Origin of the sequence: Alicyclobacillus tolerans (genome assembly GCF_048984885.1) — a bacterium.
GTDB lineage: Bacteria > Bacillota > Bacilli > Alicyclobacillales > Alicyclobacillaceae > Alicyclobacillus_I > Alicyclobacillus_I tolerans.
Window position 1 is genome coordinate 1,863,674 of sequence record NZ_JBMGNK010000002.1, and the last position, 22,229, is coordinate 1,885,902.

At 43.5% G+C, this 22,229-nt stretch carries 23 protein-coding genes; 4 read left to right on the forward strand and 19 right to left on the reverse strand.

The window, feature by feature from the left end; all coding sequences use genetic code 11:
- The first annotated feature begins 23 nt into the window (after nucleotides 1–23).
- Complete coding sequence (locus tag ACOJUR_RS09330; protein ID WP_420949856.1) at nucleotides 24–1,400, forward strand: phenylacetate--CoA ligase family protein; 1,377 nt, start codon at nucleotides 24–26, stop codon at nucleotides 1,398–1,400.
- Between the two features lie 15 nt (nucleotides 1,401–1,415).
- Here the strand turns inward: ACOJUR_RS09330 and ACOJUR_RS09335 are convergent, their stop codons facing one another.
- The 3 genes from ACOJUR_RS09335 to ACOJUR_RS09345 all read right to left on the reverse strand — a co-directional run bounded on the left by ACOJUR_RS09335 (nucleotide 1,416) and on the right by ACOJUR_RS09345 (nucleotide 4,312).
- Entirely contained in the window at nucleotides 1,416–2,555 is a 1,140-nt protein-coding gene (locus ACOJUR_RS09335) for a S1C family serine protease (RefSeq protein ID WP_420949857.1), read from the reverse strand.
- Nucleotides 2,556–2,645: 90 nt separating this feature from the next.
- Nucleotides 2,646–3,509 carry an alpha/beta hydrolase family protein gene (locus ACOJUR_RS09340; protein WP_420949858.1) on the reverse strand — a complete coding sequence of 288 codons (864 nt, stop codon included), beginning with the start codon at nucleotides 3,507–3,509 and terminating at the stop codon, nucleotides 2,646–2,648.
- Complete coding sequence (locus tag ACOJUR_RS09345) at nucleotides 3,506–4,312, reverse strand: ABC transporter ATP-binding protein (protein WP_203115489.1); 807 nt, start codon at nucleotides 4,310–4,312, stop codon at nucleotides 3,506–3,508. The genes ACOJUR_RS09340 and ACOJUR_RS09345 overlap by 4 nt, the downstream gene beginning before the upstream one ends.
- Before the next feature lie 126 nt (nucleotides 4,313–4,438).
- Here ACOJUR_RS09345 and ACOJUR_RS09350 point away from each other — a divergent pair, with 126 nt between their 5' ends.
- Nucleotides 4,439–4,591, forward strand: a complete 153-nt coding sequence (locus tag ACOJUR_RS09350; RefSeq protein ID WP_165611934.1) for a hypothetical protein — start codon at nucleotides 4,439–4,441, stop codon at nucleotides 4,589–4,591.
- A gap of 179 nt (nucleotides 4,592–4,770) precedes the next feature.
- On the forward strand, nucleotides 4,771–5,085 hold the full coding sequence (locus ACOJUR_RS09355; RefSeq protein ID WP_420949859.1) for a rhodanese-like domain-containing protein: 315 nt from the start codon (nucleotides 4,771–4,773) through the stop codon (nucleotides 5,083–5,085).
- A 126-nt stretch (nucleotides 5,086–5,211) separates the two neighbouring features.
- Here the strand turns inward: ACOJUR_RS09355 and ACOJUR_RS09360 are convergent, their stop codons facing one another.
- The 5 genes from ACOJUR_RS09360 to ACOJUR_RS09380 form a co-directional block, all read right to left on the reverse strand.
- Nucleotides 5,212–6,237: a cytochrome d ubiquinol oxidase subunit II gene (locus ACOJUR_RS09360; RefSeq protein ID WP_072873168.1), complete on the reverse strand. Its 1,026-nt coding sequence runs from the start codon at nucleotides 6,235–6,237 to the stop codon at nucleotides 5,212–5,214.
- Nucleotides 6,234–7,598: a cytochrome ubiquinol oxidase subunit I gene (locus tag ACOJUR_RS09365; protein ID WP_306953781.1), complete on the reverse strand. Its 1,365-nt coding sequence runs from the start codon at nucleotides 7,596–7,598 to the stop codon at nucleotides 6,234–6,236. Before ACOJUR_RS09365 ends, ACOJUR_RS09360 begins: the two co-directional genes overlap by 4 nt.
- Nucleotides 7,599–7,987: 389 nt before the next feature.
- Nucleotides 7,988–8,329, reverse strand: coding sequence for a tRNA-binding protein (locus ACOJUR_RS09370; RefSeq protein WP_420949860.1), 342 nt, complete (start codon nucleotides 8,327–8,329; stop codon nucleotides 7,988–7,990).
- A 187-nt stretch (nucleotides 8,330–8,516) separates the two neighbouring features.
- Complete coding sequence (locus ACOJUR_RS09375) at nucleotides 8,517–9,167, reverse strand: HlyD family secretion protein (protein ID WP_072873182.1); 651 nt, start codon at nucleotides 9,165–9,167, stop codon at nucleotides 8,517–8,519.
- A 147-nt stretch (nucleotides 9,168–9,314) separates the two neighbouring features.
- Nucleotides 9,315–10,697 carry a UDP-N-acetylmuramoyl-tripeptide--D-alanyl-D-alanine ligase gene (locus ACOJUR_RS09380; protein WP_420949861.1) on the reverse strand — a complete coding sequence of 461 codons (1,383 nt, stop codon included), beginning with the start codon at nucleotides 10,695–10,697 and terminating at the stop codon, nucleotides 9,315–9,317.
- Between the two features lie 54 nt (nucleotides 10,698–10,751).
- On the opposite strand from ACOJUR_RS09380, the gene ACOJUR_RS09385 reads away from it, so the two are divergent.
- On the forward strand, nucleotides 10,752–11,924 hold the full coding sequence (locus tag ACOJUR_RS09385) for a D-alanine--D-alanine ligase family protein (protein WP_072873184.1): 1,173 nt from the start codon (nucleotides 10,752–10,754) through the stop codon (nucleotides 11,922–11,924).
- Between the two features lie 12 nt (nucleotides 11,925–11,936).
- On the opposite strand, the gene ACOJUR_RS09390 is transcribed toward ACOJUR_RS09385, so the two are convergent.
- The 11 genes from ACOJUR_RS09390 to mtnP all read right to left on the reverse strand — a co-directional run bounded on the left by ACOJUR_RS09390 (nucleotide 11,937) and on the right by mtnP (nucleotide 22,205).
- A complete protein-coding gene (locus ACOJUR_RS09390; protein WP_420949862.1) occupies nucleotides 11,937–12,836 on the reverse strand; it encodes a complex I NDUFA9 subunit family protein in 900 nt (299 codons plus the stop codon).
- A 48-nt stretch (nucleotides 12,837–12,884) separates the two neighbouring features.
- Entirely contained in the window at nucleotides 12,885–13,646 is a 762-nt protein-coding gene (locus ACOJUR_RS09395; RefSeq protein ID WP_072873186.1) for a DnaD domain-containing protein, read from the reverse strand.
- A gap of 86 nt (nucleotides 13,647–13,732) precedes the next feature.
- The gene (gene asnS / locus ACOJUR_RS09400; RefSeq protein ID WP_420949863.1) at nucleotides 13,733–15,028 is read right to left on the reverse strand and encodes an asparagine--tRNA ligase; all 1,296 of its coding nucleotides are present in this window, start codon (nucleotides 15,026–15,028) and stop codon (nucleotides 13,733–13,735) included.
- 170 nt (nucleotides 15,029–15,198) lie between these two features.
- The gene (locus ACOJUR_RS09405; RefSeq protein ID WP_083574048.1) at nucleotides 15,199–16,734 is read right to left on the reverse strand and encodes an AAA family ATPase; all 1,536 of its coding nucleotides are present in this window, start codon (nucleotides 16,732–16,734) and stop codon (nucleotides 15,199–15,201) included.
- Nucleotides 16,734–17,270 (reverse strand): hypothetical protein, encoded by a 537-nt coding sequence (locus ACOJUR_RS09410; protein WP_072873189.1) that lies wholly within the window; start codon nucleotides 17,268–17,270, stop codon nucleotides 16,734–16,736. The genes ACOJUR_RS09405 and ACOJUR_RS09410 overlap by 1 nt, the downstream gene beginning before the upstream one ends.
- Nucleotides 17,271–17,316: 46 nt before the next feature.
- Nucleotides 17,317–17,835 (reverse strand): hypothetical protein, encoded by a 519-nt coding sequence (locus ACOJUR_RS09415; RefSeq protein WP_420949864.1) that lies wholly within the window; start codon nucleotides 17,833–17,835, stop codon nucleotides 17,317–17,319.
- Nucleotides 17,832–18,014, reverse strand: a complete 183-nt coding sequence (locus ACOJUR_RS09420) for a YpmA family protein (protein ID WP_072873191.1) — start codon at nucleotides 18,012–18,014, stop codon at nucleotides 17,832–17,834. Before ACOJUR_RS09420 ends, ACOJUR_RS09415 begins: the two co-directional genes overlap by 4 nt.
- A complete protein-coding gene (surE, locus tag ACOJUR_RS09425; protein WP_420949865.1) occupies nucleotides 18,004–18,816 on the reverse strand; it encodes a 5'/3'-nucleotidase SurE in 813 nt (270 codons plus the stop codon). Before surE ends, ACOJUR_RS09420 begins: the two co-directional genes overlap by 11 nt.
- 148 nt (nucleotides 18,817–18,964) lie before the next feature.
- A complete protein-coding gene (locus tag ACOJUR_RS09430; RefSeq protein WP_420949866.1) occupies nucleotides 18,965–20,263 on the reverse strand; it encodes an amidohydrolase in 1,299 nt (432 codons plus the stop codon).
- A gap of 15 nt (nucleotides 20,264–20,278) precedes the next feature.
- On the reverse strand, nucleotides 20,279–21,346 hold the full coding sequence (mtnA, locus tag ACOJUR_RS09435) for an S-methyl-5-thioribose-1-phosphate isomerase (protein WP_420949867.1): 1,068 nt from the start codon (nucleotides 21,344–21,346) through the stop codon (nucleotides 20,279–20,281).
- A gap of 64 nt (nucleotides 21,347–21,410) precedes the next feature.
- Nucleotides 21,411–22,205: an S-methyl-5'-thioadenosine phosphorylase gene (gene mtnP / locus ACOJUR_RS09440; RefSeq protein ID WP_420949868.1), complete on the reverse strand. Its 795-nt coding sequence runs from the start codon at nucleotides 22,203–22,205 to the stop codon at nucleotides 21,411–21,413.
- Between the last annotated feature and the right edge of the window lie 24 nt (nucleotides 22,206–22,229).

Below are 22,229 nucleotides of genomic sequence, written 5' to 3' on the forward strand. Positions count from 1 at the left end.
AGAAAGAAGTAGTGAGGATTTTTATGAATATGACCAGTCGCTTTATTCAATATGCTGTTTACCCCGCTATGAAACGCTGGCGGGGTAACCGTGTAATGGACAGAATTTCTGAACTGCAACACCATGAAACCATGAATCGCAGTGAACTGCGAGAGTTGCAAAAGTCGCAATTGCAGTCGCTATTGAAACATGCTTTAACGCATGTCCCAGCGTACAAAGAGTTTCAATATCTGCTTAATGAATTGGATAACCCATTTTATGTTTTACGGGAAATTCCACTTCTTACAAAACAGTCTTTTCGTCCAAGAAGAGATGACTTCCTTTCTGATACGGCAGACACGTCTTCCATTTTCCTCAATCGTTCAGGAGGATCGACAGGGGAACCTGTTACATTTTATATGAATCGTCATGCGGTAGAATATTCGGAAGCTGCTAGATGGCGAGGTTTGTCGTGGTGGGGCATCCGTCCCTGGGATCCGTGTTTGATGGTTTGGGGCTCGCCAATTGAATTGAAGCAATCTGCTATGATGTCTTGGCGTCTGAAAGAGCGTTGGCTAAAAAATCGTGTTCTCATTCCCGCATTTGCATTGCAACCGGAGAGAATGCTGGAATATCGGTCGCTTATTGAGTCGTTCCAACCTGTCTATCTTTATGGTTGGCCATCATCAATGGAAATTTTGGCCAGAGGTATTCAAGCTACTGGGCAACCGCTTCGCCTGCATCGTATCAAAGGTATTGTATCCACCGCTGAAGTGTTGACAGATGCCCAGCGAAAACTGCTGCAAGAAGTGTTTGGTGCTCCAGTTATCAATGAATATGGAGCTCGCGAAGGCGGCATTATGGGATATGAGTGTCCCCAGGGTAACATGCACGCAAGTGTAGACAACACTCTTATGGAAGTGGTCGACCCGCAAACAGGTAAGATGTTACCAGAAGGGAAAACAGGTTTTTTGGTCGTGACAGATCTGCACAATTATGTGATGCCGCGATTGCGTTACCGTTTGGGCGATATGGTACAACTGAGCAGTGAATTTTGTTCCTGCGGCCGAACGCTGCCTTTAATCCGTTCAGTCGATGGGCGAGAAGATGATACGTTTCTTAGAGGCGACGGCTTACTGGTCAATGGTCAGTACTTCACCAATATTGCCCGTCTATTGCCAAGTATTCAGCAATTTCAAATTGAACAAGTGTCTGTTGAGCAATTGATTTTGCGTCTGAAGGATAATGGGCAACTGAATCAACAGGACATTTCAGCTTTCTGCCAACAAATTAAAGATAAAATGGGCGATATACAAATCAGCGTAGAACGGCTGGAAGAAATTCACCCAGCCGCATCAGGAAAAATGCGAGTCGCAATTCGATCTTTTCCATTACCTACTGCACTAAAATCATCATCTTGAGAAAATGTTCGCAGGTTATTCATCTTCTGGAAAGGTTCCCAGTATCAAAGGGATATTTTGTGCTCGTTTGTTTTCGAATACAGTCAGATAAATTTTTTGTCCGATCCGATACTCACTAATGGTTGATGTCAATTCAGATACGGAGTGGACTGCCTTGCCGTTGACGGCTGTTATCAGTTCAGCGTTGGACAAGTTGGCACTATCCGTGTTATGGATGCCACGAAGGCCAGCTTGAGCAGCTGGACCGTTTTTCAAAACCTGTATGACTAAAACGCCGTACGGAGCAGGTAGATGATAGTGCTGAGCGAGAATGGGAGTGACGGTGTAGCCAGTAATCCCTATCCACGGGTATTTAACTTGCTTACCCGAAAGCAAATCGGGCATCACTTTTTTTAGTCGATCGATAGGGATAGCAAATCCTATACCAATGGATCCCTTGACAGGTGAAACAATCATAGTATTGATACCAATCACTTGACCATTCGCATTGAGCAAAGGACCACCCGAATTACCAGGATTAATGGGAGCATCCGTTTGTATTAAATCGTTCATTTCACGCTGGCCAATGGATGGCATGCTACGGTGAAGTCCACTAATAATTCCGCTTGTGACCGTATCTGTCAATTGAAAAGGGTTACCAATAGCAATGACGTTTTGTCCGGGGCGAAGATCTGTGGCTGTTCCTAAGGAAAGTGGTCGATAGATATGGGTGGGAATACGTACTATGGCTAAATCATCCAACTTATCTGTGCCAAGAACTCTGCCTTGATAAGTCTGTGAGCCAATCGCTACTAACACAGTTTCGCTGCCTGCAATGACATGATCGTTGGTGGCTATATCTCCCTGGTTGTCAATGATAAAACCAGTGCCTATATCTTCTGTGGGTTCATTATCGCTGGTATGGTTTTGATGAACGCTGGTAATGGTGCAAATACTCGGCACTGCTTGTGCGTAAATATTCGATACGTCTCCCACACTTGGAGTAATGGAGGAGGGGGTATTGACGCCAAGTTGTATGGGTTGAATGGGAGTACTGCTAGCGCCAACTCGCATATGGCCACAGCCACTGAGTAGACATGCCAATAAAAACGGTGCACTACTCCACAACGTCAGTTTAGAAAATTTCTTCCAATGTACAATTTTCTTTCCATTCATTTTCGTCAACCCCTCTTCGCTACGAATCCATCTTCTGTACGAAGAAAGTGTTTTTCCGAATTGAAAAGAATATACAATCTTTTCATCATTCTATTTCTGACAGAGCCAATCGCACATTCGATTTACAGCTGCCTCATGAATCGGGCGCGGCAAATGATGTCCAAGTCCATAGTAAAAATGTGTCACTGGATTTTTACCCATTTCCCGCAAAACATTTTCCATTCGTATAGCATGAGAAAAATCAACCTGTTGGTCATTCGTGCCATGTACCAAGAGTATTGGTGAATTCAACTTTGTAACGATGATCTCGGGTGATCTCGATGCATATCGCTCCGGATAACGTTTAGGTGTTCCGCCAACGACTCTCTTCAGCATTCGTCTCAAATCTATTCGTTCTTCGTATATGTTGGCCAAATGGGAGATACCACCCCATAGAATAAGTTTGTGTATAGAAGGATTGAAATATGCCGCTTGTGCAGCGTTAATAGAACCGCGAGAGAAACCTAATAATGAAATTCTATTCTTCTGAACAAAGGGAAGTGATTGAAGCATAGAAATAGCGACGGATACATCCATTGTTTCTGCTCCGCCAAATTCGTCGTGTCCATCGCTTTCTTCACTGCCACGATAGCATGGAGCAAACACGACAAAACCCAATTGAGAGAAATCATGCATCCATTCCAGACGAACCTGACCTACACGTCCAATTCCGCCTCTGCAATAGACTATTGCTGGAAAGAAATCTGCTAGCATGTGATCTGCTTTTAGTTGGAAGCGTTTGGGGAAATTTTCTGCTACTTTGCTTACTTTCAAACAAGGTCTATCTTTTTCTGGTAATGCCTGCAACAGATGGTGTTCTAGTCTCATTTCGTTCCATTCATATTCTGCGGGGAGGGATAGGTAACCCATGACACAGTAAGAGTCGGATGGATAACGTATTTTAAAAATAGTCATATTTTCTGACCTGTTGGCACGGGGATTAAAAAGGGGCGGTTTTCACGCCACAGGACATCCACAGATAGATGCCATAATTTTGAGAGTGTAGCTCCCGTTAAAATCTCTGCAAGCAGTCCTTGTGCAACCAATTTTCCTTGATCCAACAGAGCTATATACTGAAAAGAAGGGAGAATTTCTTCAATATGATGGGTTACATAAAGCATTGTAGGAGCGTCTTTTTGTTGAGATATGGCAGATAAAGATTGAAGTAAAGCTTCTCGAGCAGGCACGTCAAGCCCTGCACATGGTTCATCCAAGATAAGTAGTTCTGGGTTCGATAGCCATGCACGAGCAAGCATGACACTTTGCTTTTGACCTTGTGAAAGAACGGAAAAATTTCTTTGAGCTAAAGACGAAATTCCCATCTGTTCTAATAAATCAAATGCTTGGATACGGATGTGAGTCGGTACCTCTTTCCATAAGCCAAACGAAGCAAAATAACCACTGCAAACCACATCAAGAACATTCGAGGAAGCACTGGATTGTTCAAGTTCGCTCAGCAGCGCAGCACTGATCCAACCAATTTTTTTTCGCAATTCACTAAGTTCTACCTTGCCCAGAGTTTCTCCCAGTACAGTAACACTTCCTTTACTTGGCCAGATATAGCCTGTTAACAGCTTTAGAAGTGTAGTTTTTCCCGCGCCATTTCTACCTACAATTGCCCAATTCTGATCGCGATCGACCGTCCAATCTATTTGGTCTATTAACAGGTTATTCTGACGTTTGACAGTGACTTGTTCTAATCGCACAACATGAGTCATGGGCGACTCTCCTTTGTTTGTGAAAATGAATTACCCGTAAAGAGTTGATTTTGATAGAATAGATACTAGGAAGGGCACCTTCCGCCTTTCCTCCTGACGTCATAGACGGAGGGAGGTGAGGGGTGAATGAGCATCTTTCGTTGGTTGGAAGCTTTCTGCGGCCTGTGTGTTGCTTTACTCGGAGTTTTAAAAGCTTTTATGGAGTATCGCAAAACTGCTGCAGAACTGAGGAAAACAGACGAAAACGAGGCTGCCGACCAAGCTAAGCCTCGCTCCTAGTACCCCGGCGGAAGGGCTGAATTGTCAGCCTCGCCCTTCCGCTATATGTTATGTTCAGAATAAAACAATCTGTTCTTTTCTGCAACTGCTTGTATGTCTCTGACTATGTTATATGAGTAAAATACGGAGACCTATATGCGAAAGTCTGTCAAATGGCAAAGCTAAGGAGGTTCTATGCTATGGAAATTACACAGTGGCAAACCAATGATGTATTAGAGCACTTACAATCTAACAAGAATTTACAAATTATTGATGTTCGTCAGCCAGAAGAATTTCAATCCAGTCATATTCCAGGAGCGAAACTTATCCCTCTTGGTGAATTGAATGAACGTTACCAAGAAATTGAACCCAATGTGGAAGCTGTTATCGTGTGTCGTAGTGGTGGTAGGAGCAGTAAAGCTTGTGAATTATTGGCCAGTCTTGGTTATGAAAAAATTTACAATTTAACAGGTGGTATGTTAGGCTGGCAGGGAGACGTTGAATCAAACATATGAATTGATTAGAAAGATTCGTTATAAGCTTTACAGATACCAAGTCAAACAGACACCGATTTTGATATGCCGGTGTCTGTTTTTTTATGCTGACCATGAAACACGGATAGGAGAAAGATTTTTATCTATTTAGTCCTCTTTTGATACGTAAGCTCGGTTCTCTAAGAAAAGTCTCCAAAACCATATAAATCCTGGAAAGAGTATAGCAATTCCGAGAATAAGAACGACAATCAAGGCTCGAAACATTTCTGAGTTGGTAAAGCTGTCCTGGATGGTTACATATGGATAGATAAGATACGGTAAATGAGCCCGACCATAGCCAATCATCGCGCAGCCGTACTGGACAACATGAGAAACGACAGCCAAGCGAAAACGCAGATGTAAATTTTCTCTGGTGGATACGGTAAGGAGGTAACCGAGTACAAAGAAGCCTCCGGAGACCAAAAACCAAGGCCATTGGGAGAGCATGTCTTTTTCCAACCAAGGAGCTGACTGAGCAATCCAAAAAAAAGCAATAAAAGCCCATACCATGTTTATAGGACCTAACCAGATTGCTTGTTTGCGATATAAATAAAAAGCGGTTGAATCGTTTGCAATTCGCGAGTAGTCTGCTAACAACATGGCTGATAAAAACAACTCGCTGGTTAGACCTAACAAGATGTACACATAAGTGGTGGGACTACTGAACAGTTGTGTTAATGAAAGTGTCAACCGCCCATGGTTTTGTATGAGAAAGTTACCTTGAGCAATTGGGAACACACTCATGAGTAGAGCAGGGATGATAACGCCAGTGATTCCGGAGATAACTCGCAGAGGTTGTTGGTATCGATCAATCGAATGTGCGTAGACCATAAATACTGTTCGCAAGGTTAAAAAGATGAGAATCAAGCAACCGGGTACCAAAAGAATATTGCCAAACACAAAAGCAGCTGTTGGGAATAGCCCTACTAAGGACACAGAAAAAAGGACGAGAAAGACATTGGTGACTTCCCAAAGAGGAGATAGATAGCGGTTGGCGATGGTAGCTGCACTGGCGTGTTCTTCTTTAAAGAATACCATCGCCCAAAAACCGGCTCCAAAGTCAATTGAGCCTGCGATGCCATAGATAAAAACGATGGCCCAAAGGAGGGAGATTCCCCAAATGGCTGCAGTCATGGAAGCCAAACCACCCTTCTTGGTTTTGGTGCGCTAGGGTCTATATCGTCCGAGAGTGGGTGACGTGAAAAATAAAAACGAAGTACGGTAATAGATCCAATGGCGAGTAATAAATAAAGCAGCATAAAAAGCACAAACATCCATCCTACATACGGTGCTGAGGTAACAGCGTCGGCAGTGCGCATGACATGGTAAATAATCCATGGTTGACGTCCTATACAAGCATAAATCCAGCCAAGTTCAATAGCGAGCATGGCAAGAGGGCCGGTCAACACAGTTACGACCAGCATCCAATTGGGAAATGGATATTCATGTTGCTTGCGTAAGGTTTTCACTAACCAGGCAAAGATGGCGAAAAAAATTAACAAAGTTCCAATACCCACCATACCATCAAAAAAAAGGTGCAGAAAAAGGGGCGGCCAAGTGTCGCGAGGGAAGGAATTTAAACCTAATACCACGCCATCCAGTCGCTCTGTAGCTAACCAACTAAGAAAATCAGGAATTTTTATACCGCCAATGACATCCTGTCGGGTACCGCTTACCCAACCACCAATGACAAGAGGCGCATGTGCTTGTGTTTGAAACAATCCTTCTGCTACGGCTAATTTTTCTGGCTGATATTTGGCTAAATATTTACCCGCAGAGTCACCGCTGATAGCAGCAACAAGACCAAATAGCCCGCCCAGAGCGAGCGATAGCATGAGAGCTTTGTATTGATGTTTCCTTTCTCTTTCAGTATGAGATTTTTTAAGCAATCCATAAGCAGCAATAGCCGCCGTTACAAATCCAACCGCCATATAAGCAGTCATCATCACGTGAAAATCAGAGGTTGGCAGAGCGCGATTAAATACAGCTTGCCAAGGATGGATGTCTACAGCACGACCGTTGACTAACCGGAATCCTTGGGGAGCATTCATAAATGCATTGGCATCAGTAATCAAGAGCGCAGAAGCGGCTGCTCCAATGGCAACTAATAAAACGCTCAGAATCCGCCAGCGGCGAGGAATACGATCGGCTGCATACACATAGATAGACATAAACAACGCTTCTAAAAAGAAAGCAAAAACTTCAATAAGAAATGGTAATGCAATGACCTGGCCGACCAACTGCATGAATTTGGGCCATAAAAGGCTCAGTTGTAATGCGACAGTGGTACCAGTTGTGATACTGACAGCTAATAATACGGTAAATCCGCGTGTCCAGCGCTTTGCCATGACGGCATAATCGTGATCGCCTGTAAGCGCATAGCTTACTTCAGCCACTGTAACCATAAAAGGAATACCAACTCCGAGTGTTGCATAAATGATGTGAAAACCCAGAGACATGCCAAATAGAGCTCTTGCAAGGTGAACGTGATCCAAAGTAACACCTCATTTTGAAATTGAAAATATTGAATATGTGGATATAGTTTCCACACCCAAATCCATTTATGTATTTTGGGGAGAATGGCGATCTCGTTTCGAGAATATAACGTCCGATAATATATATTATGTTAAATTGGAGGCTGTAAAAAAGGGGCTTGTCGAATAGTCATTCAGTCAAGCATATAGTTCTCTTAAGAATTCTCCTGTTTTTTTACGTTGTCCAGAAATTGCTTCTTGAATTTCATTCATCAATTTTTGTTCTTGCTCCAGCCAGGATTTTAGATCAGCAACCGAATCGGTGGAATATCAAAAAGATTCGAACTGATACAATCCATTCTGAAATTACCACCTATCAATTTGGTCAACAAAAATACAGTTAAATATGCTTATCCTATTGGCGATCCGTTTTCGGCTCTTTCATCTGGTCTTAACAAAATAACATCTCCATCTTCCCCCATCGAACCTAAAACCAACACTTCAGATGAAAAACCTGCAATATTTCGCGGAGGTAAATTGACTACAGCCACTACTTGACGGCCAATTAAATCGTTTGGTTGATATCTTTGAGTAATTTGAGCGCTGGAATGACGAATACCTAGAGGCCCAAAATCGATGGTTAATTGATAAGCTGGTTTTTTTGCTTTTGCAAACCTCTCTGCTGACAATATGGTCCCAACTCGCATGTCAACCGAAAAAAACTGTTCTGCCTCGATATTCGGCTTATTCATAGTGGATCAGTCATCCTTTATATAGATTTTTCTATCTATTTTACGAAAAATAGCTCTTAACAGGTGCTTTTTTAAGCAACACGAAGTTAAGAGCTTTCTTATGTCCGAATTCAGTTGACTTTTTTCTTAGCCTTAGCCCGATCTTGATAGAACGAGATACATGGCGTATGTTTTATTCCAGCTAAGATTATTTGTGGATTTTGACTGTAGCACTCATGCCAGGTACCAAGCCGATTCCCTGGTAACCTTGTAAAGCGATACGCACAGGAATAACCTGCGTTACTTTTGTGAAATCAGCTGTGGTACTTTGTGTAGGAAGAAGCGAAAATGTACTAGCCGTAGCCATTCCGATGTCTTCTACCGTACCTTTGATTGTGATTCCTGGAAATGCGTCCACATAAACATTCACATTTTGTCCAATCTTAATTTGACTGATTTGAGTTTCTTTAATATTGGCTGTCACATAAAGTTGCTGCATATTGTAGGCATAGGCAAGCGGTGTGCCAGCCGCTACAAATTCGTTATCTACCGCTTCATTTTGCACGACGGTACCATCTTGAGGCATTGGAATAGCGACGTCCACTGTTTTAGTACCCTGTTGCATTTGAACATCCCCTACGGTATCCCCACTTGTGAAGGTACGTCCAAATGTTCCGTTCCAATCCACAACTTTGCCTGAAGCAGGCGCGGCAATTACAATTTGTTTACCAGTTACGGATGCATCATCAGTTGTCAGATAAAGGGTAGATTGATTATAAAAGTAGTACCCTACAAACCCGGCAATGACGATGACTAATAAGATAATGACGTTAATAATTAACAATCTACGGGCGTTCATAGAGAGGTGTTGCCTCCTCGCTTAGTGAACTTGGTTGACTCAGATAACCAAGTCTCTCTTTTAGTTTAGACACTGTATTATTTATCAAATGCATCTTTTGTGTCAATGGCAGACACGGGGTGAGACTGTGATTTTTTTGGCGAATTTTTAACCGTTCACCAAATGCTCAACAATCTTTTCAAATTGCATGCCTCGAGAAGCTTTGACGAGTACGACTGAATCCACAGGAAGCAAAGATGGTAAATGTGGAAGTGCTTCCTCTATGCTGGGAAAGTATTCGCATTTTCCACCAGCTTGGGCAATCGCATCAGCCATAATCTTTGCAAATTGTCCAATACATATAACAGGAATTCCTAGGTGAGCGGCATATTCACCTACAGTGCGATGTCCTTCTTCCGTATAGTTTCCTAGTTCATACATATCTCCAAGAATGGCCCACTTCTTTTTGACATCGCCAGTTATTTTTAACACGTCTAGACTTGCTCGAGCTGACAGAGGCGAGGCGTTGTAAGAATCGTCAAGAATCGTGCGTCCATAAGCGCCTTTTCTAGGGTAAAGTCTTCCTTGTGTCGGTCGATAAGTGGCCATTCCTTGAATTAAGCCGTCAATTTCATAACCACAGGCAGATGCGGCAGCGAGCACAAGCAATGCATTCTGCACATTGTGTAACCCACTTGCCAACAAACGGACAGAGTGTCGATGGCCGTTCATCACGAATGTGAAAGAGGTCTCTTCATCCCCAAGTTGAATATCATTTGCGTATACGGAACATGTTTGGTCATGCAAACTAACATCCACTATCTGTGCTTTCGTTCGATGAATACGTTTTTTTAAAAATGGATCGTCCATATTGACAATCGCAAAGCCGTCAGCTGGCAACGCTGCAAATAATTCGGTTTTTGCATCGGCTATAGCCTCTTGACTGCCGAGCAATTCAATGTGACTGTGTCCAATATTGGTAATGAGTCCACAGGTTGGACGTGCAATTTGGCAAAGTTCCGCAATTTGCCCTCTTCCCCTCATCCCCATTTCCAGTACCATAGCACCATCTTTAGGCGAACGTTGTAGTATAGTAAGAGGCATGCCGAGTTCATTGTTGAAATTTCCTTTTGTACCAAGAGGTTGTGTGACAGTTGAGAGAGAAGCTAATAGCATCTCTTTGCTGGTGGTTTTTCCGTTGCTGCCTGTAATACCAAATACAGGACCATCAAACGAATCTCTTTCTTGTCGAGCAATGGCTTGAACAGCTTGTAAAGTGTCTTGAGCCAGCAAAACAGGAAAATGTGCGAAGTTTTGTAGAGCGTATTGTGCCTCAGGACGGCTTATGATGACAGCAGCAGCTTGTTTACTGAATGCTTCTTCAATCCGCTCGTGGCCGTCAACCCGAGTGCCGGTAAAGGCTACAAACACGTCTCCGGGTTGTAAGGTTCGAGTATCAATGGAGATACCGGTAACAGGTTGTTCAGGATTTCCTTGCAGCAGTGTAAAAGGATAGGCCTGGAGTAAGCGTGAAATTGTGGTTGGTAGCATGAGCATCCCCCTGTGTTTGAATCATAAAAGGATTTATTTAAAGGAGAGAGCGATTTGAAACGATTGCGGGTTGGCGTACTCTTTGGTGGAAAGTCAGGCGAACATGAAGTATCTGTAATGTCCGGGCGCTCTATGATTCAATCATTAGACCCCTGCAAATACGAAGCGATTCCCATTGGAATCAGCAAAGAAGGTAAATTTGTACTGGGTGAAGCTGCGCAGACTGCTTTACAGCGCGGTTTGGTAGAGTCTTTACCGAGTCATACTGTCCACCCTGGTCTTGGCGAAGAAATGGGAGAAGCGTGGTCTCACCTGTCCCCCAACGTAACCCCTGCTCACCATGTCAAGTATACAACGGAAAACCATGATACGCCGAAAGTGGATGTTATTATCCCTGTCTTACATGGTTCCTATGGTGAAGATGGGACAATGCAAGGTATGTTAGAAATGTTAGGTATACCTTATGTAGGCTCGGGAGTCCTCGCTTCTGCGCTCTGTATGGATAAAATTGCTATGAAACAGCTTTTTTCAGCTCATGGATTTCCGCAAGTCAAATATATGTCTGTATTACGATCAGAATGGGAAAACGATTCACAAGTAGTAGAGCGACGCATTGAGGAAACACTTGGATATCCCTGCTTTGTCAAACCGGCAAATCTTGGATCGAGTGTTGGCATCAGTAAGGTAACAGAACGAAACCGTCTCCATGAAGCTATGCAGTTGGCAGCTCGGTATGATCGACGCTTAATTATAGAACAAGGGCTTCAAGTTCGTGAAATTGAAATCGCTGTGTTAGGCAATGATAATCCTCAAACCTCTGTACCAGGCGAGGTTATACCCGCTGGAGAATTTTATGATTATAACGCCAAATATATAAGCGGAGAGTCGGAATTATTAATTCCTGCGCCTATGAGTGACGCTCAGAGACAAGAAGTGCAGGAAATCGCCATTGCGGCTTATCGGGCAGCAGATTGTGCAGGACTGGCACGTATAGATTTCTTTATTGAGAAAAACACGGGTAAAGTTTATTTAAACGAGATCAACACCATGCCAGGATTTACTCAATACAGTATGTATCCTAAGCTTTGGGAAGCTACCGGAATGGGTTACGCAGAACTGGTGGACCGTTTGATTCAATTGGCGCTTGAGCGCTTTGAAGAGCAAAAACGCAAACTGACTGATTTTGCGCTGCCTGGTCAGTCTGTGTCAACCTCAGCAGAGAACTAGAAAGCTTTAGAGTCAAGACCATTCCGCTTGGAACGAAAGAGGTGTCAGATGAAAGTCACTGTACACCTCTTTCCAACGTGGAGATACGTTTCCCTCTTTCAGCATTTGTAATTGATCAGAAGTAATAGGGAACCAAGAAAAAACCTCTAATTTTTTGGCTGTGGCCAACAGAGGTGAAAACGGTAAAAACAGAGGATAAAAAGGACGTTTCAAGGTCTTGGCAACTGCGCGCAAGATTTCTAAATAGGTTAATGTTTGCGATCCGGCAAGATCATACGTCTTCCCGATGCTGTTTGCTTCCTTCAGAGCCGCGCAAAAAACGGATGCTACTGTGTCAATTGAGACAGGTTGTAAACGCTGTAGACCATTTCCTGGAATGGGTACAACGGGAGATTTCTGAACGAGATCACCCAGTTGGCGGAGGAAATTAGGACCTTCCCCACCTTTACCAAAAATGACGGAAGGTCGAAAAATTGTGTATTCCAGTTGTGAGTTACGAACAACTTCCTCAGCTTCCCACTTCGATTGGTGATATTTAGAAATTGCATCGCGACGGGCACCCAGAGCGCTCATGTGAACAATTCTCGGCACTCCAGCTCGTTTAGCAGCTTCTACGATATGGTGAGTGCCCACTCGATGGATATTGTCCATAAGAATATTTTGTCGTGGATCTTCTCTGATAATTCCAACCAAGTGGAGAATGGCTTGGCATTCTTGTGCTGCCTGCTCCACCACTTTTGCATCTAAAATATTTCCCTTTATAACTTCTACTTGAGTATTTTCCACGTCTTTCAGTGTTTCTAGCGGTCGCTGACCACGTTGAAAAACGCGAACTTTATATCCTTCCTGCAACAGTTTGCGAACGATGGGATATCCTACATAACCTGTACCTCCAGTGACAAGTACACGCATTCGTTTGGCTCTCCTTTTGGCTTGTTCGCAAAATTGATCTTTACTTCTTCAGGCGTCCGGAAACAACTCATAAAAAGCGCTATATCGCTGATCTCGTTGAGACGTACTTCCGTTTTGCGTTGACTTTCCATAATTTTGTATACCTGAAGTAGGCCGACGAGACGATGGTGCAGATGTCTTTGGCTGTTGTTGAACAGCCCGAAAGTTCTCTCTGTAATTTTCTAATTCTTGTCTGGTGCGGATACGGTTTTTTTGCCATTGATAAAGTACCCTGTCGATATATTTAAATGCGAATTTATTGGCATAAACCGCTTCGCGCAATGCCTCAATAATCATCCATTCAGGTAATTTGTCAACTTCAAGCCACTGTCTAAGCTGTTCTAATTCTAGCCCAGAGAGTGGTCGTCCAAATTCTTCCTCAAAAAGAGTGACTGGATCTTTTCTCCACTCCCGATAAGGGGTATCTTTTTGACCACGAATTTTGCGCCATAAGGGAGCCAAATCAAAATAAGTACAATGTGCTCCTTGTTCGTCAATTCGCTCGCCCACCGCCAAGTAGTTACTTTGTACAAGGCGGTCTAAACAACGCATCACTTCAATGGACGTCATTTTGCAACGATTGGCCAATTCAGCACCAGAAATATCTGTGGTACCTTCAATTTGTGATGCGGCTAAGATATGAAGGAGAACCATAAATTCAGATGCACTTACATCCAATTCCGAATAGGACGAGAGTAACAAGGTTGGCACGGCAACAAAAGGTTGACTTAAAAAATCTGCATCATGCAGTGTTCGAGAAGATGGCTTCATCTCGTTTCCCCCTATTCTCCTCAAAGTATAACATGGTCAGATGCGAAGGACAGTTTTCTTTACTTTGAGGAGAAACAGAACTTCCATTAAGGTTTCAATCGATAGAGCATGCGCGGGAAAGCGGCAGCCTCACGAACATGTTCAAGACCACAAATCCAAGCTACAGTCCGCTCTAATCCAATGCCAAAGCCGGAATGTACGACACTGCCGTAACGACGCAAATCCAGATACCAGTCGTAATCTTTTTTGGGAAGTTGATGTTCTTCAAAACGTTTTTCAAGCAGGGCGAAATCATGAATACGCTCACTTCCGCCAATAATTTCTCCGTATCCTTCTGGAGCTAATAAATCTGCGCAAAGTGCCACCTCAGGGCGATCCGGATCAGGTTGCATATAGAAAGCTTTTATGGCTGTAGGGTATCGTTCAATGAAAACAGGTCGATCGAATTGAGCCGCCAAAGCTGTTTCGTGAGGTGCTCCAAAATCTTCACCCCATGCGATTTCATAGTTATTGTCATTGAGCCACTTGATAGCCTCGTCATAAGTCATTCGTGGAAACGGTGGTTGAACGTTTTGAAGTATGCTGATATCTCGTCCCACCGTTTTGAGCTCGATTGCGCAGTGCTTGAGTACATGTTGAACAATATAAGAGACAAATTGCTCTTGAATGCGCATATTTTCATCGTGATCGACAAATGCCATCTCAGGTTCAATCATCCAGAATTCAATCAAATGACGGCGCGTTTTAGATTTTTCTGCGCGAAAAGTAGGTCCCATGGAATAGACTTTTCCAAGAGCCATGGCGGCTGCTTCCATATACATCTGGCCACTTTGAGTCAAGTAGGCGTCTTCATCAAAGTATTGCGTATGAAATAGTTCAGACGTTCCTTCGCAAGAAGTTGGCGTAAGAATGGGCGGATCAACTCGTGTAAATCCGTTTTCTGAGAAAAAAAGCGTCATAGCCTGAAGAACTTCTGAACGAATTTTTAAAATAGCACGCTGTCTGGGAGTGCGAATCCAAAGATGTCGATGATCGAGCAAAAAATCCACACCATGTTCTTTTAAACTGATGGGATAGTCATCGGATTGGTGCAACAATTCAACGGATTGAACCGTTAGCTCATAACCATTTTGAGCACGTTCGTCCTCTTTGACTTCACCAGTTACACGCAAAGAAGCTTCTTGCTTTAAAGATTGGCATATTTGAAAGACTTCTTCTGGAAGTTCAGCTTTCACTGCTACACATTGAATCGTACCTGTGCCGTCACGCAGTTGCAAAAATACGATTTTGCCACTGGAACGCTTGTTATAGAGCCATCCTTGCAAGGTTACTGACTGACCGAGAAATTGACCGATATTTTGTATGGATGTTTTGGTTGGCAAAATGTCTCCTCCTATGGACGCTTGTTTCTATAAACAATAGTATGACATTTTTCCCCCTTTTTCGTAAGTGGAAAATGAAAAGGACATCTTCATTGGAGATGCCCTTGAATAGTTTTTATTGTTCCTTACAATCATGCCTCCCGGCATATGGGGTTTTGGTAATTTGTGACTTAAGCCAGTAATACTGTTTCTGGCGTCCGATGTGCTTCCGAAGATTTCATCTCACCTTGTTCTTTTTTATCCTGAATACTGCTCAGCCAATCACGGAACACAGAACCATCAACGCTTTCTTCGCGCACAATATCAAAGGCAAACTGTGCAATATCTTCGCGATAAGGTCGCAAAATTTCTCTTGTGATACGTTCTTGTTCAGCCAAAATATGGCGTACTTCTGTATCTAAAACATTTTCTGGAAGATGTTCCTCGTCGACAATACCAATTCGGGATAAACCACAAGTAACAATGGTTCTGGCCAGCGAGGATGCCTGCACAAAATCATTTTGGGCACCTGTACTGCGGTTACCGTAGTGATGTTCTTCCGCCAAACATCCACCTAGCGCAACATTAATTTGTTCTTGCAATTGTTCAAGAGTATACAGATAACGATCCGCTTCTGGAATCTGGCGAACAAAACCAAGAGCATTGCCACGTGGAGCGATGGTAATATGTGAAACTGTACCTGGCCGCATTAATTCGCTGACAATAGCGTGACCAAGTTCATGCACGGCTACCCGTTGCAGTTCATCATCCGTGGGTCTCCGGCCCGTACGCTCGCCCATTAGTACTTTATCCACTGAATCACGAAACATTTCTTGAGTAATTTGATTCGAACCGGCACGCAACGCAGCAATGGCCGCCTCATTGACTAAAGATTCTAATTGAGCGCCAGAAAAACCAAATGTTTCTCTGGCAATGTGTTCGAGATTAAGATTCTCTGAAAGTGGTTTTCCTGCCGTAAGAATTTGCAAAATATGCAAACGTCCTTCTTTATCGGGCAAATCCACTTTAATTTGACGATCGAAACGTCCCGGACGAAGCAATGCCGGATCCAGGATATCCACTCGGTTGGTAGCAGCTATGACCAAGACCAGTGGAGATTGAGTTGTACTCATACCATCCATTTCCGTGAGCAATTGGTTTAAAGTCTGGTCATATTCTTGGTGGCTATGCTGTCCTCTTCGACCACCTACAACGTCAATTTCATCTATAAAGATAATCGCACTGTCTTTGTTTTCCTTTTTGGCTAATTGACGAGCTTTTCGAAATAATTCTCTGATTCTCTGCGCTCCAACGCCCACGTACATTTCTACAAACTCGCTGCCTGAAGCTGCTAAAAATACCGAATCCGTATAAGTTGCCGCTGCTTTAGCCATCAGAGTTTTACCTGTACCCGGTGGTCCTGTCAGCAAAATGCCTTTCAAAGGTCGAATGCCTAAAGTTTTAATACGCTCTCGATATTTAAGGAAATCCAGCGCTTCTCGAAGTTCCCGTTTTGCGTTCTCTTGACCGCCAATTTGATCAAACGATACTTGATGTTTGACAGGAGTCTCTCTACCAGCGCCAGCAACAGCTGTACGTCTCTCCATCATGAACCAGGCTACGAAAGCTAGCCCAGCTAAAAAGAGAATGGGCAGAACGTTGACGTTAAGAAATAATCCTGCAAAAATGACGACGGCTAAACCAATGCCTATCAGCCATTCTTTCATCACTGCACAGCCCCCCCTTGACCAAGCCGATACGCATGGAAGTCGTACAAGTAGTGGCTTCCCTGTTGCAGTTGGATATAAATATTATGGTAATCCATTGTGACACGTGCCTGTATACCTTCTTTGGCCGCTGCTTTTTCAACATTGGCAATCATTTGCGTGTAAGTTCCGTGGTTGAGTCCTTCAAATATGATAGGTTGCAAAGACTCATAATCCAGTGTAAGCGTTTGGTCGCTTTTATCCTTGAGAATAATGGATTCCCCACTGCCCAGCGTTCCAATAACATCATTCTGGATTTCATTGTATGTGGACTGCAAATCATGATTGACCAGCGTTTGAACGGGACCTAATTGAATAACGACTGTATCTGATGGTGAGCGGTTAATGGTAACCGACTCTACTCCAGGTATCTTACTTAATTCCGCCTGTAGAGGAGCAATCAAACGGTATTGTTGATATCCTTGCCAGGCTCCAAACAAAATCCCAAGCGTGACAATTGCGATGACCAGAACGGGGACAATGCGAACTCGTGACAATTCATCACGCTCCCTCCAATGATTCATCTGCATTTAGTATAGCACGCTATAAAGTATGGTGTTGGAGCACATATTGGCAAATCAGGTCACCGTTTGCAGCATTAAAGTAATAATAAGTATTTTCACCTTGTTTTTTCCCGTAAACTTCCCAAACAGGTCCAGGATTGGTATTCATGTTTGCTGCATGCTCTTGATTCAACCAGCCTAAACTCAGTTGTGAAGGCTGTAAAGAGAATTTGCGGCATATGGTCTCAATCTGTGTCGTATTAATGATATTTTTAGCGAGTACAGCATGTAGTTTTTGTTGGTCTGGAAAATAAAAAACAATCCAAGATTGGCCAAAAATATCCTTGCCAGTAAATACATTTTCCAAGCCTGATGCGGTAAACATTGTCGATGTTTCTATTTTTTCAATCGGTGAGTGATTCAAAACGTATTCTGCCGCTTGCGTTTCTTCCGACCAGTGACTTTGCAAAGTTTGCTCAAAATAGGTTGTCAAAGCTGCGGCGAGCAATAAAAGAAGAAAAAAAACGCTCAGACTGATAAAAATAACTTTTCTTTTCATGACTCCTCAGAAGCCTTATATAGAGTAATTAACATTTTTCCTTCATTGGCAGTTGACTTTGACAACCCAAATATCACGTCTTTGTTCTTGAGATTGCGATTCAAAAAATCTACCAGTAAATATAAATCATCTACCGCTGTACATTCATGTGTTGCAATGATGGGCATTTTATTTTCCATAAGTCTTACGGACTTCCTTTCTATTAAACGGAAGTTCAGTTATGTCTGACTCTTCCAATTGCTGAATTAAATCATGCATCCATGATAATTCGCTGAATCTATAGCGCAAAGGCGTTACTGAAATTAAACCGTTTTGCACTGTCAGAACGTCTTTACGTTCTCCTTCGGGTTTCTCTACAGCTTCACCAGCATATCGGTAATAGACGCGCCCTTGCTCATCTGTTTTTTTGAAAAATTGATCGCGAAAGGTACGTGCGCCTAGTTCTGTAACTTGCCAAGCAGGTGCATCGTTGTCTAGCAGGATATGAGGTGGAATATTGACGTTGAGAAAAGTATCCGACGGAAAAGTCAAATGAACGACTTGTTTAAGGAGTTTTCGAACCGGATCGACCACTGAAGAAAATGTAAAAGGCGGTCCACAAAGCGACAATGCAACGGAAGGAATACCTTGTAGAGCAGCTTCACCAGCTGCTGCTACTGTTCCGGAATACAGGACATCTGTCGCCAAATTGGCTCCTTCATTAATTCCAGACAGTGCAAGTTGAAACGATCCCATCTCAGTTACAGCCCATTTTACACAGTCAACTGGAGTACCGGAGAGAGAGAAGGCGGTTATTTGAGAATGATGCAAATGGTGCTCCTGGAGATACAGCCTGTTTCGAATTGTTATGGAGTGGCTGGCTGCACTGCGTTGACTGTCTGGCGCTACCACAACCACTTCTCCTAATTCTGCAGCAAGCTCAGCCAATATCTGTATGCCTTCAGCTTGAATACCGTCATCATTCGTAACAAGAATGCGCATGGTGTCTCCTCACTCTCTCAGGACTACACGGTGTTTAAAACTTGTCTAGTGGCTCGTATGTCCGCTTGCCGCTTTAGCATGATTTAAATTTAATACTAATGTCCTATCTCCTCTATTTCAATCGAACGGACAGTGTTTTGACATCGTTTCACTTGCGTGACAGATTAGAAGCAATTTGGCGAGCTTCATGAAGAACAGATTCTATATCAAAACGCGTCGGTTTTCCATCGGCCAATACATGCTCACCTGCCACAAAAACATCGGTGACATCGTCTGCCCCGCAAGCATAGACCAGATTGGAAATCAAATCATAAATGGGAGTCAAATGAGGACTATCGAGATTGAGCAAGGTAATATCTGCCGCTCTCCCCACTTCCAGTATTCCGAGTTTGTTTTCTTGAAACAGACAGCGTGCTCCATATTCCGTAGCCATAGCAAACGCTGTTGCGGCAGGAATGGTGGTTGCTTCATAGGAGATGCCTTTATGCAAAGTAGCGGCCAAACGCATTTCTTCAAACATATCGAGATTATTGTTACTTGCTGCCCCATCGGTACCTAAGCCCACAGTAATTCCAGCATCGAGCATTTTTGGCAATGGTGCAATGCCAGAAGCCAACTTTAAGTTGCTTTGAGGATTGTGCGCTACACAAACAGAATTCTCTGCCAATATGCTTATGTCTTCGTCTGTTAGATGTACGCAGTGTGCCGCAAGTACTGGTACAGAAAATAGACCGCAGTCGCGCACTTGAGCAATCGGCGTCTTTCCCCATGTTTGGAGTGCCTGTTCAACTTCTGTTTGGCTCTCACTAAGGTGAATCTGCATGGGCAATTGCAATTCTTCAGCCAATTTAGCCAGTTCTCGCAAGTAGTCAGCTGGGCATGTATAAGGTGCGTGAGGTCCCACAGAAATTTGCAGTCTGCCATTTTCAGCGTTGTGCCAGGCTTTTGCCAAACTGCGAGTATTTTCAATTCCACGTTTACGATTTTCATCCGTGAATCCGACAGTTCCCCATGAAAGCATTGCGCGCATTCCCGAATTGGCCACTGCCTCGGCAGCATGATGCATCATCATGTACATATCTGTAAAGGTCGTGGTACCTGACTTAAGCATTTCATAACAGGCGAGCAGCGTTCCAATATAGATTGCCCGCTCTGTTAATTGTTCTTCCAAAGGGAATATACGTTGATTGAGCCAGTGCATTAAAGGCATGTCATCGCCTGCGCCACGCAGTAGTGTCATGGCAGCGTGTCCATGCGTATTGATGAGCCCAGGTATAGCCAATGAATGAGGACGTACAATTTTACGAGCGCCTAATAAAGGTTTCTTGTAGGTTCCTTCACCGATCTCCTCAATTTGTTGACCGTCAAAAACAAGGTATGCAGGACCAGAGATCCATTCCTGTGCATTTTTTACGAGTGCTCCGACTTCTAAAATGGTTTTCGTCATAGCGTCCTCCTGAAATTACATGGTAATGGAAGGAGTGTTTCGTTGATGTAAGCGCTCCAAGTCTGCTATAGATTCAATGACTCCTTCTTCTGTAAAAATTGCTGAGATCCATTCAAAAGGCGTTACATCAAAAGCTGGATTCCATACGCGAGCATTCTGAGGAGCAATTGGTGTTTTATTCCAAATCACCATTTCCTCAGCAGGTCGTTCTTCAATCGGAATTTTTTCACCAGAAGGAAGTGACCAATCAAATGTGGCGAGTGGCGCTGCCACGCAAAAAGGAATCTGGTGAGCTTTGGCCAGAACGGCCAGACTGTATGTTCCAATTTTATTCGCTGTATCACCGTTGCTGGCAATTCGGTCAGCTCCAACAATAACTGCATCAACTTTTTTTAAACGCATTGCTGCAGCTGCCATACTATCGGTAATCAGCGTATAGGGTATGTTTTCAGCTTCCAATTCATAGGCAGTCAAACGAGCACCCTGAAGATAGGGACGAGTTTCGTCTACAAATACGTTCGATATGCTTCCTCGTTCCTGCAGAGTACGGATAATGCCGAGCGCAGTTCCAAAATCTGCAGTTGCCAATGCGCCTGTATTACAATGAGTCAACAAAACCAGTGGTTGTTTTCCTCTTCTTTTCTGTAACCAATTGGCTCCATGAGCACCGATATTTCGGTTACTGAGTGAATCTTCCTGTTCTATTTTCCTGACTTTAGAGAGTAAATAACTTATCGTTTTATCTCTATCCTCCAGTTGTTCAGCACCTTTGAGCATTTCCTCCAGCGTGAACTGCAGATGAACAGCTGTGGGACGTGCTGCAATGAGCATTTTTTCAGCTCGTTTGAGTCGGGGCCATAAAGCTTCGTGATTTTTGACAGCCTGAATGGCAGCCAAAAGGATGCCGTACGCTGCAGTCAGTCCAATGGCTGGAGCTCCGCGTACAACCATGGCGGCAATCGCTGCTGCAACGTCTTCTTCGTTCAAACATTCTATCCAATTCGACTGATGCGGAAGAACTCGTTGATCGAGCAATTTCAATGTTTCTTTATGCTCGTCCCATTCAATAGCTCGTAGTGACATTCAATTATGTCTCCTTTTGTAAATTTGTTCTTGGCACCGGGGAAATTTTCCGAGATTATTTTTATTAAAGATGACTCATGCTTTGCACAGTTTGAGCACAAGAGCAAGGACGGTGTTGAAGATTATCCTCCTCTATCCAACGTTCCATAAGTTTGCGAACTCGTTCGATATTTTCTGACATGGTTGTGACCACTTCTTCATGGGTCAGTGGTTGTGTAGAAATTCCTGCCGCAAAATTGGTGACAATACCAATCGATGCATAGCAAATTCCAGCTTCTTTTGCCAAAACCACTTCAGGTACACTGGTCATTCCTACAACATCTCCGCCAATTTGTGCAAAGTAGCGAATTTCAGCAGGAGTTTCAAAACGGGGTCCTTCTGTACAAACATAAGTGGAAGAAGGTATTACATCTAGATTCTCCTGTTTGGCTGTTACATCGAGAGAAGAACGTACTGTTTGACAGTATGGATCGCTCATATCGATATGTACAACCCGCCCCTCTTCATAAAAAGTAGATGAACGCGTGCGTGTAAAATCAAGAAAATCTGTTAGCAAAACGAGTTGACCTGGCCGAAGGGTTTTACGAAGTGAGCCTACAGCCGCCGTGGCCACCGCTTTTTGGACTCCCAGCAATTGCAATAACCTAATATTTGCCCGATAGTTGACAAGATGCGGAGGAGTTTGATGCTTTAAGCCATGACGCGGCAAAAAAGCGACACGTTTGCCTCTGATTTCTCCAATCATAGCTTGAGCATGTCCGTATTCAGTCATCTCTTCATAAACTTGTAAGTGTTCAAGCTGTCCTGCTGTATAAACGCCTGTTCCGCCGATCACGGCATAGTCTGCTGTTGGACGCATCCTTTTTCAACTCCAATTTCCTGA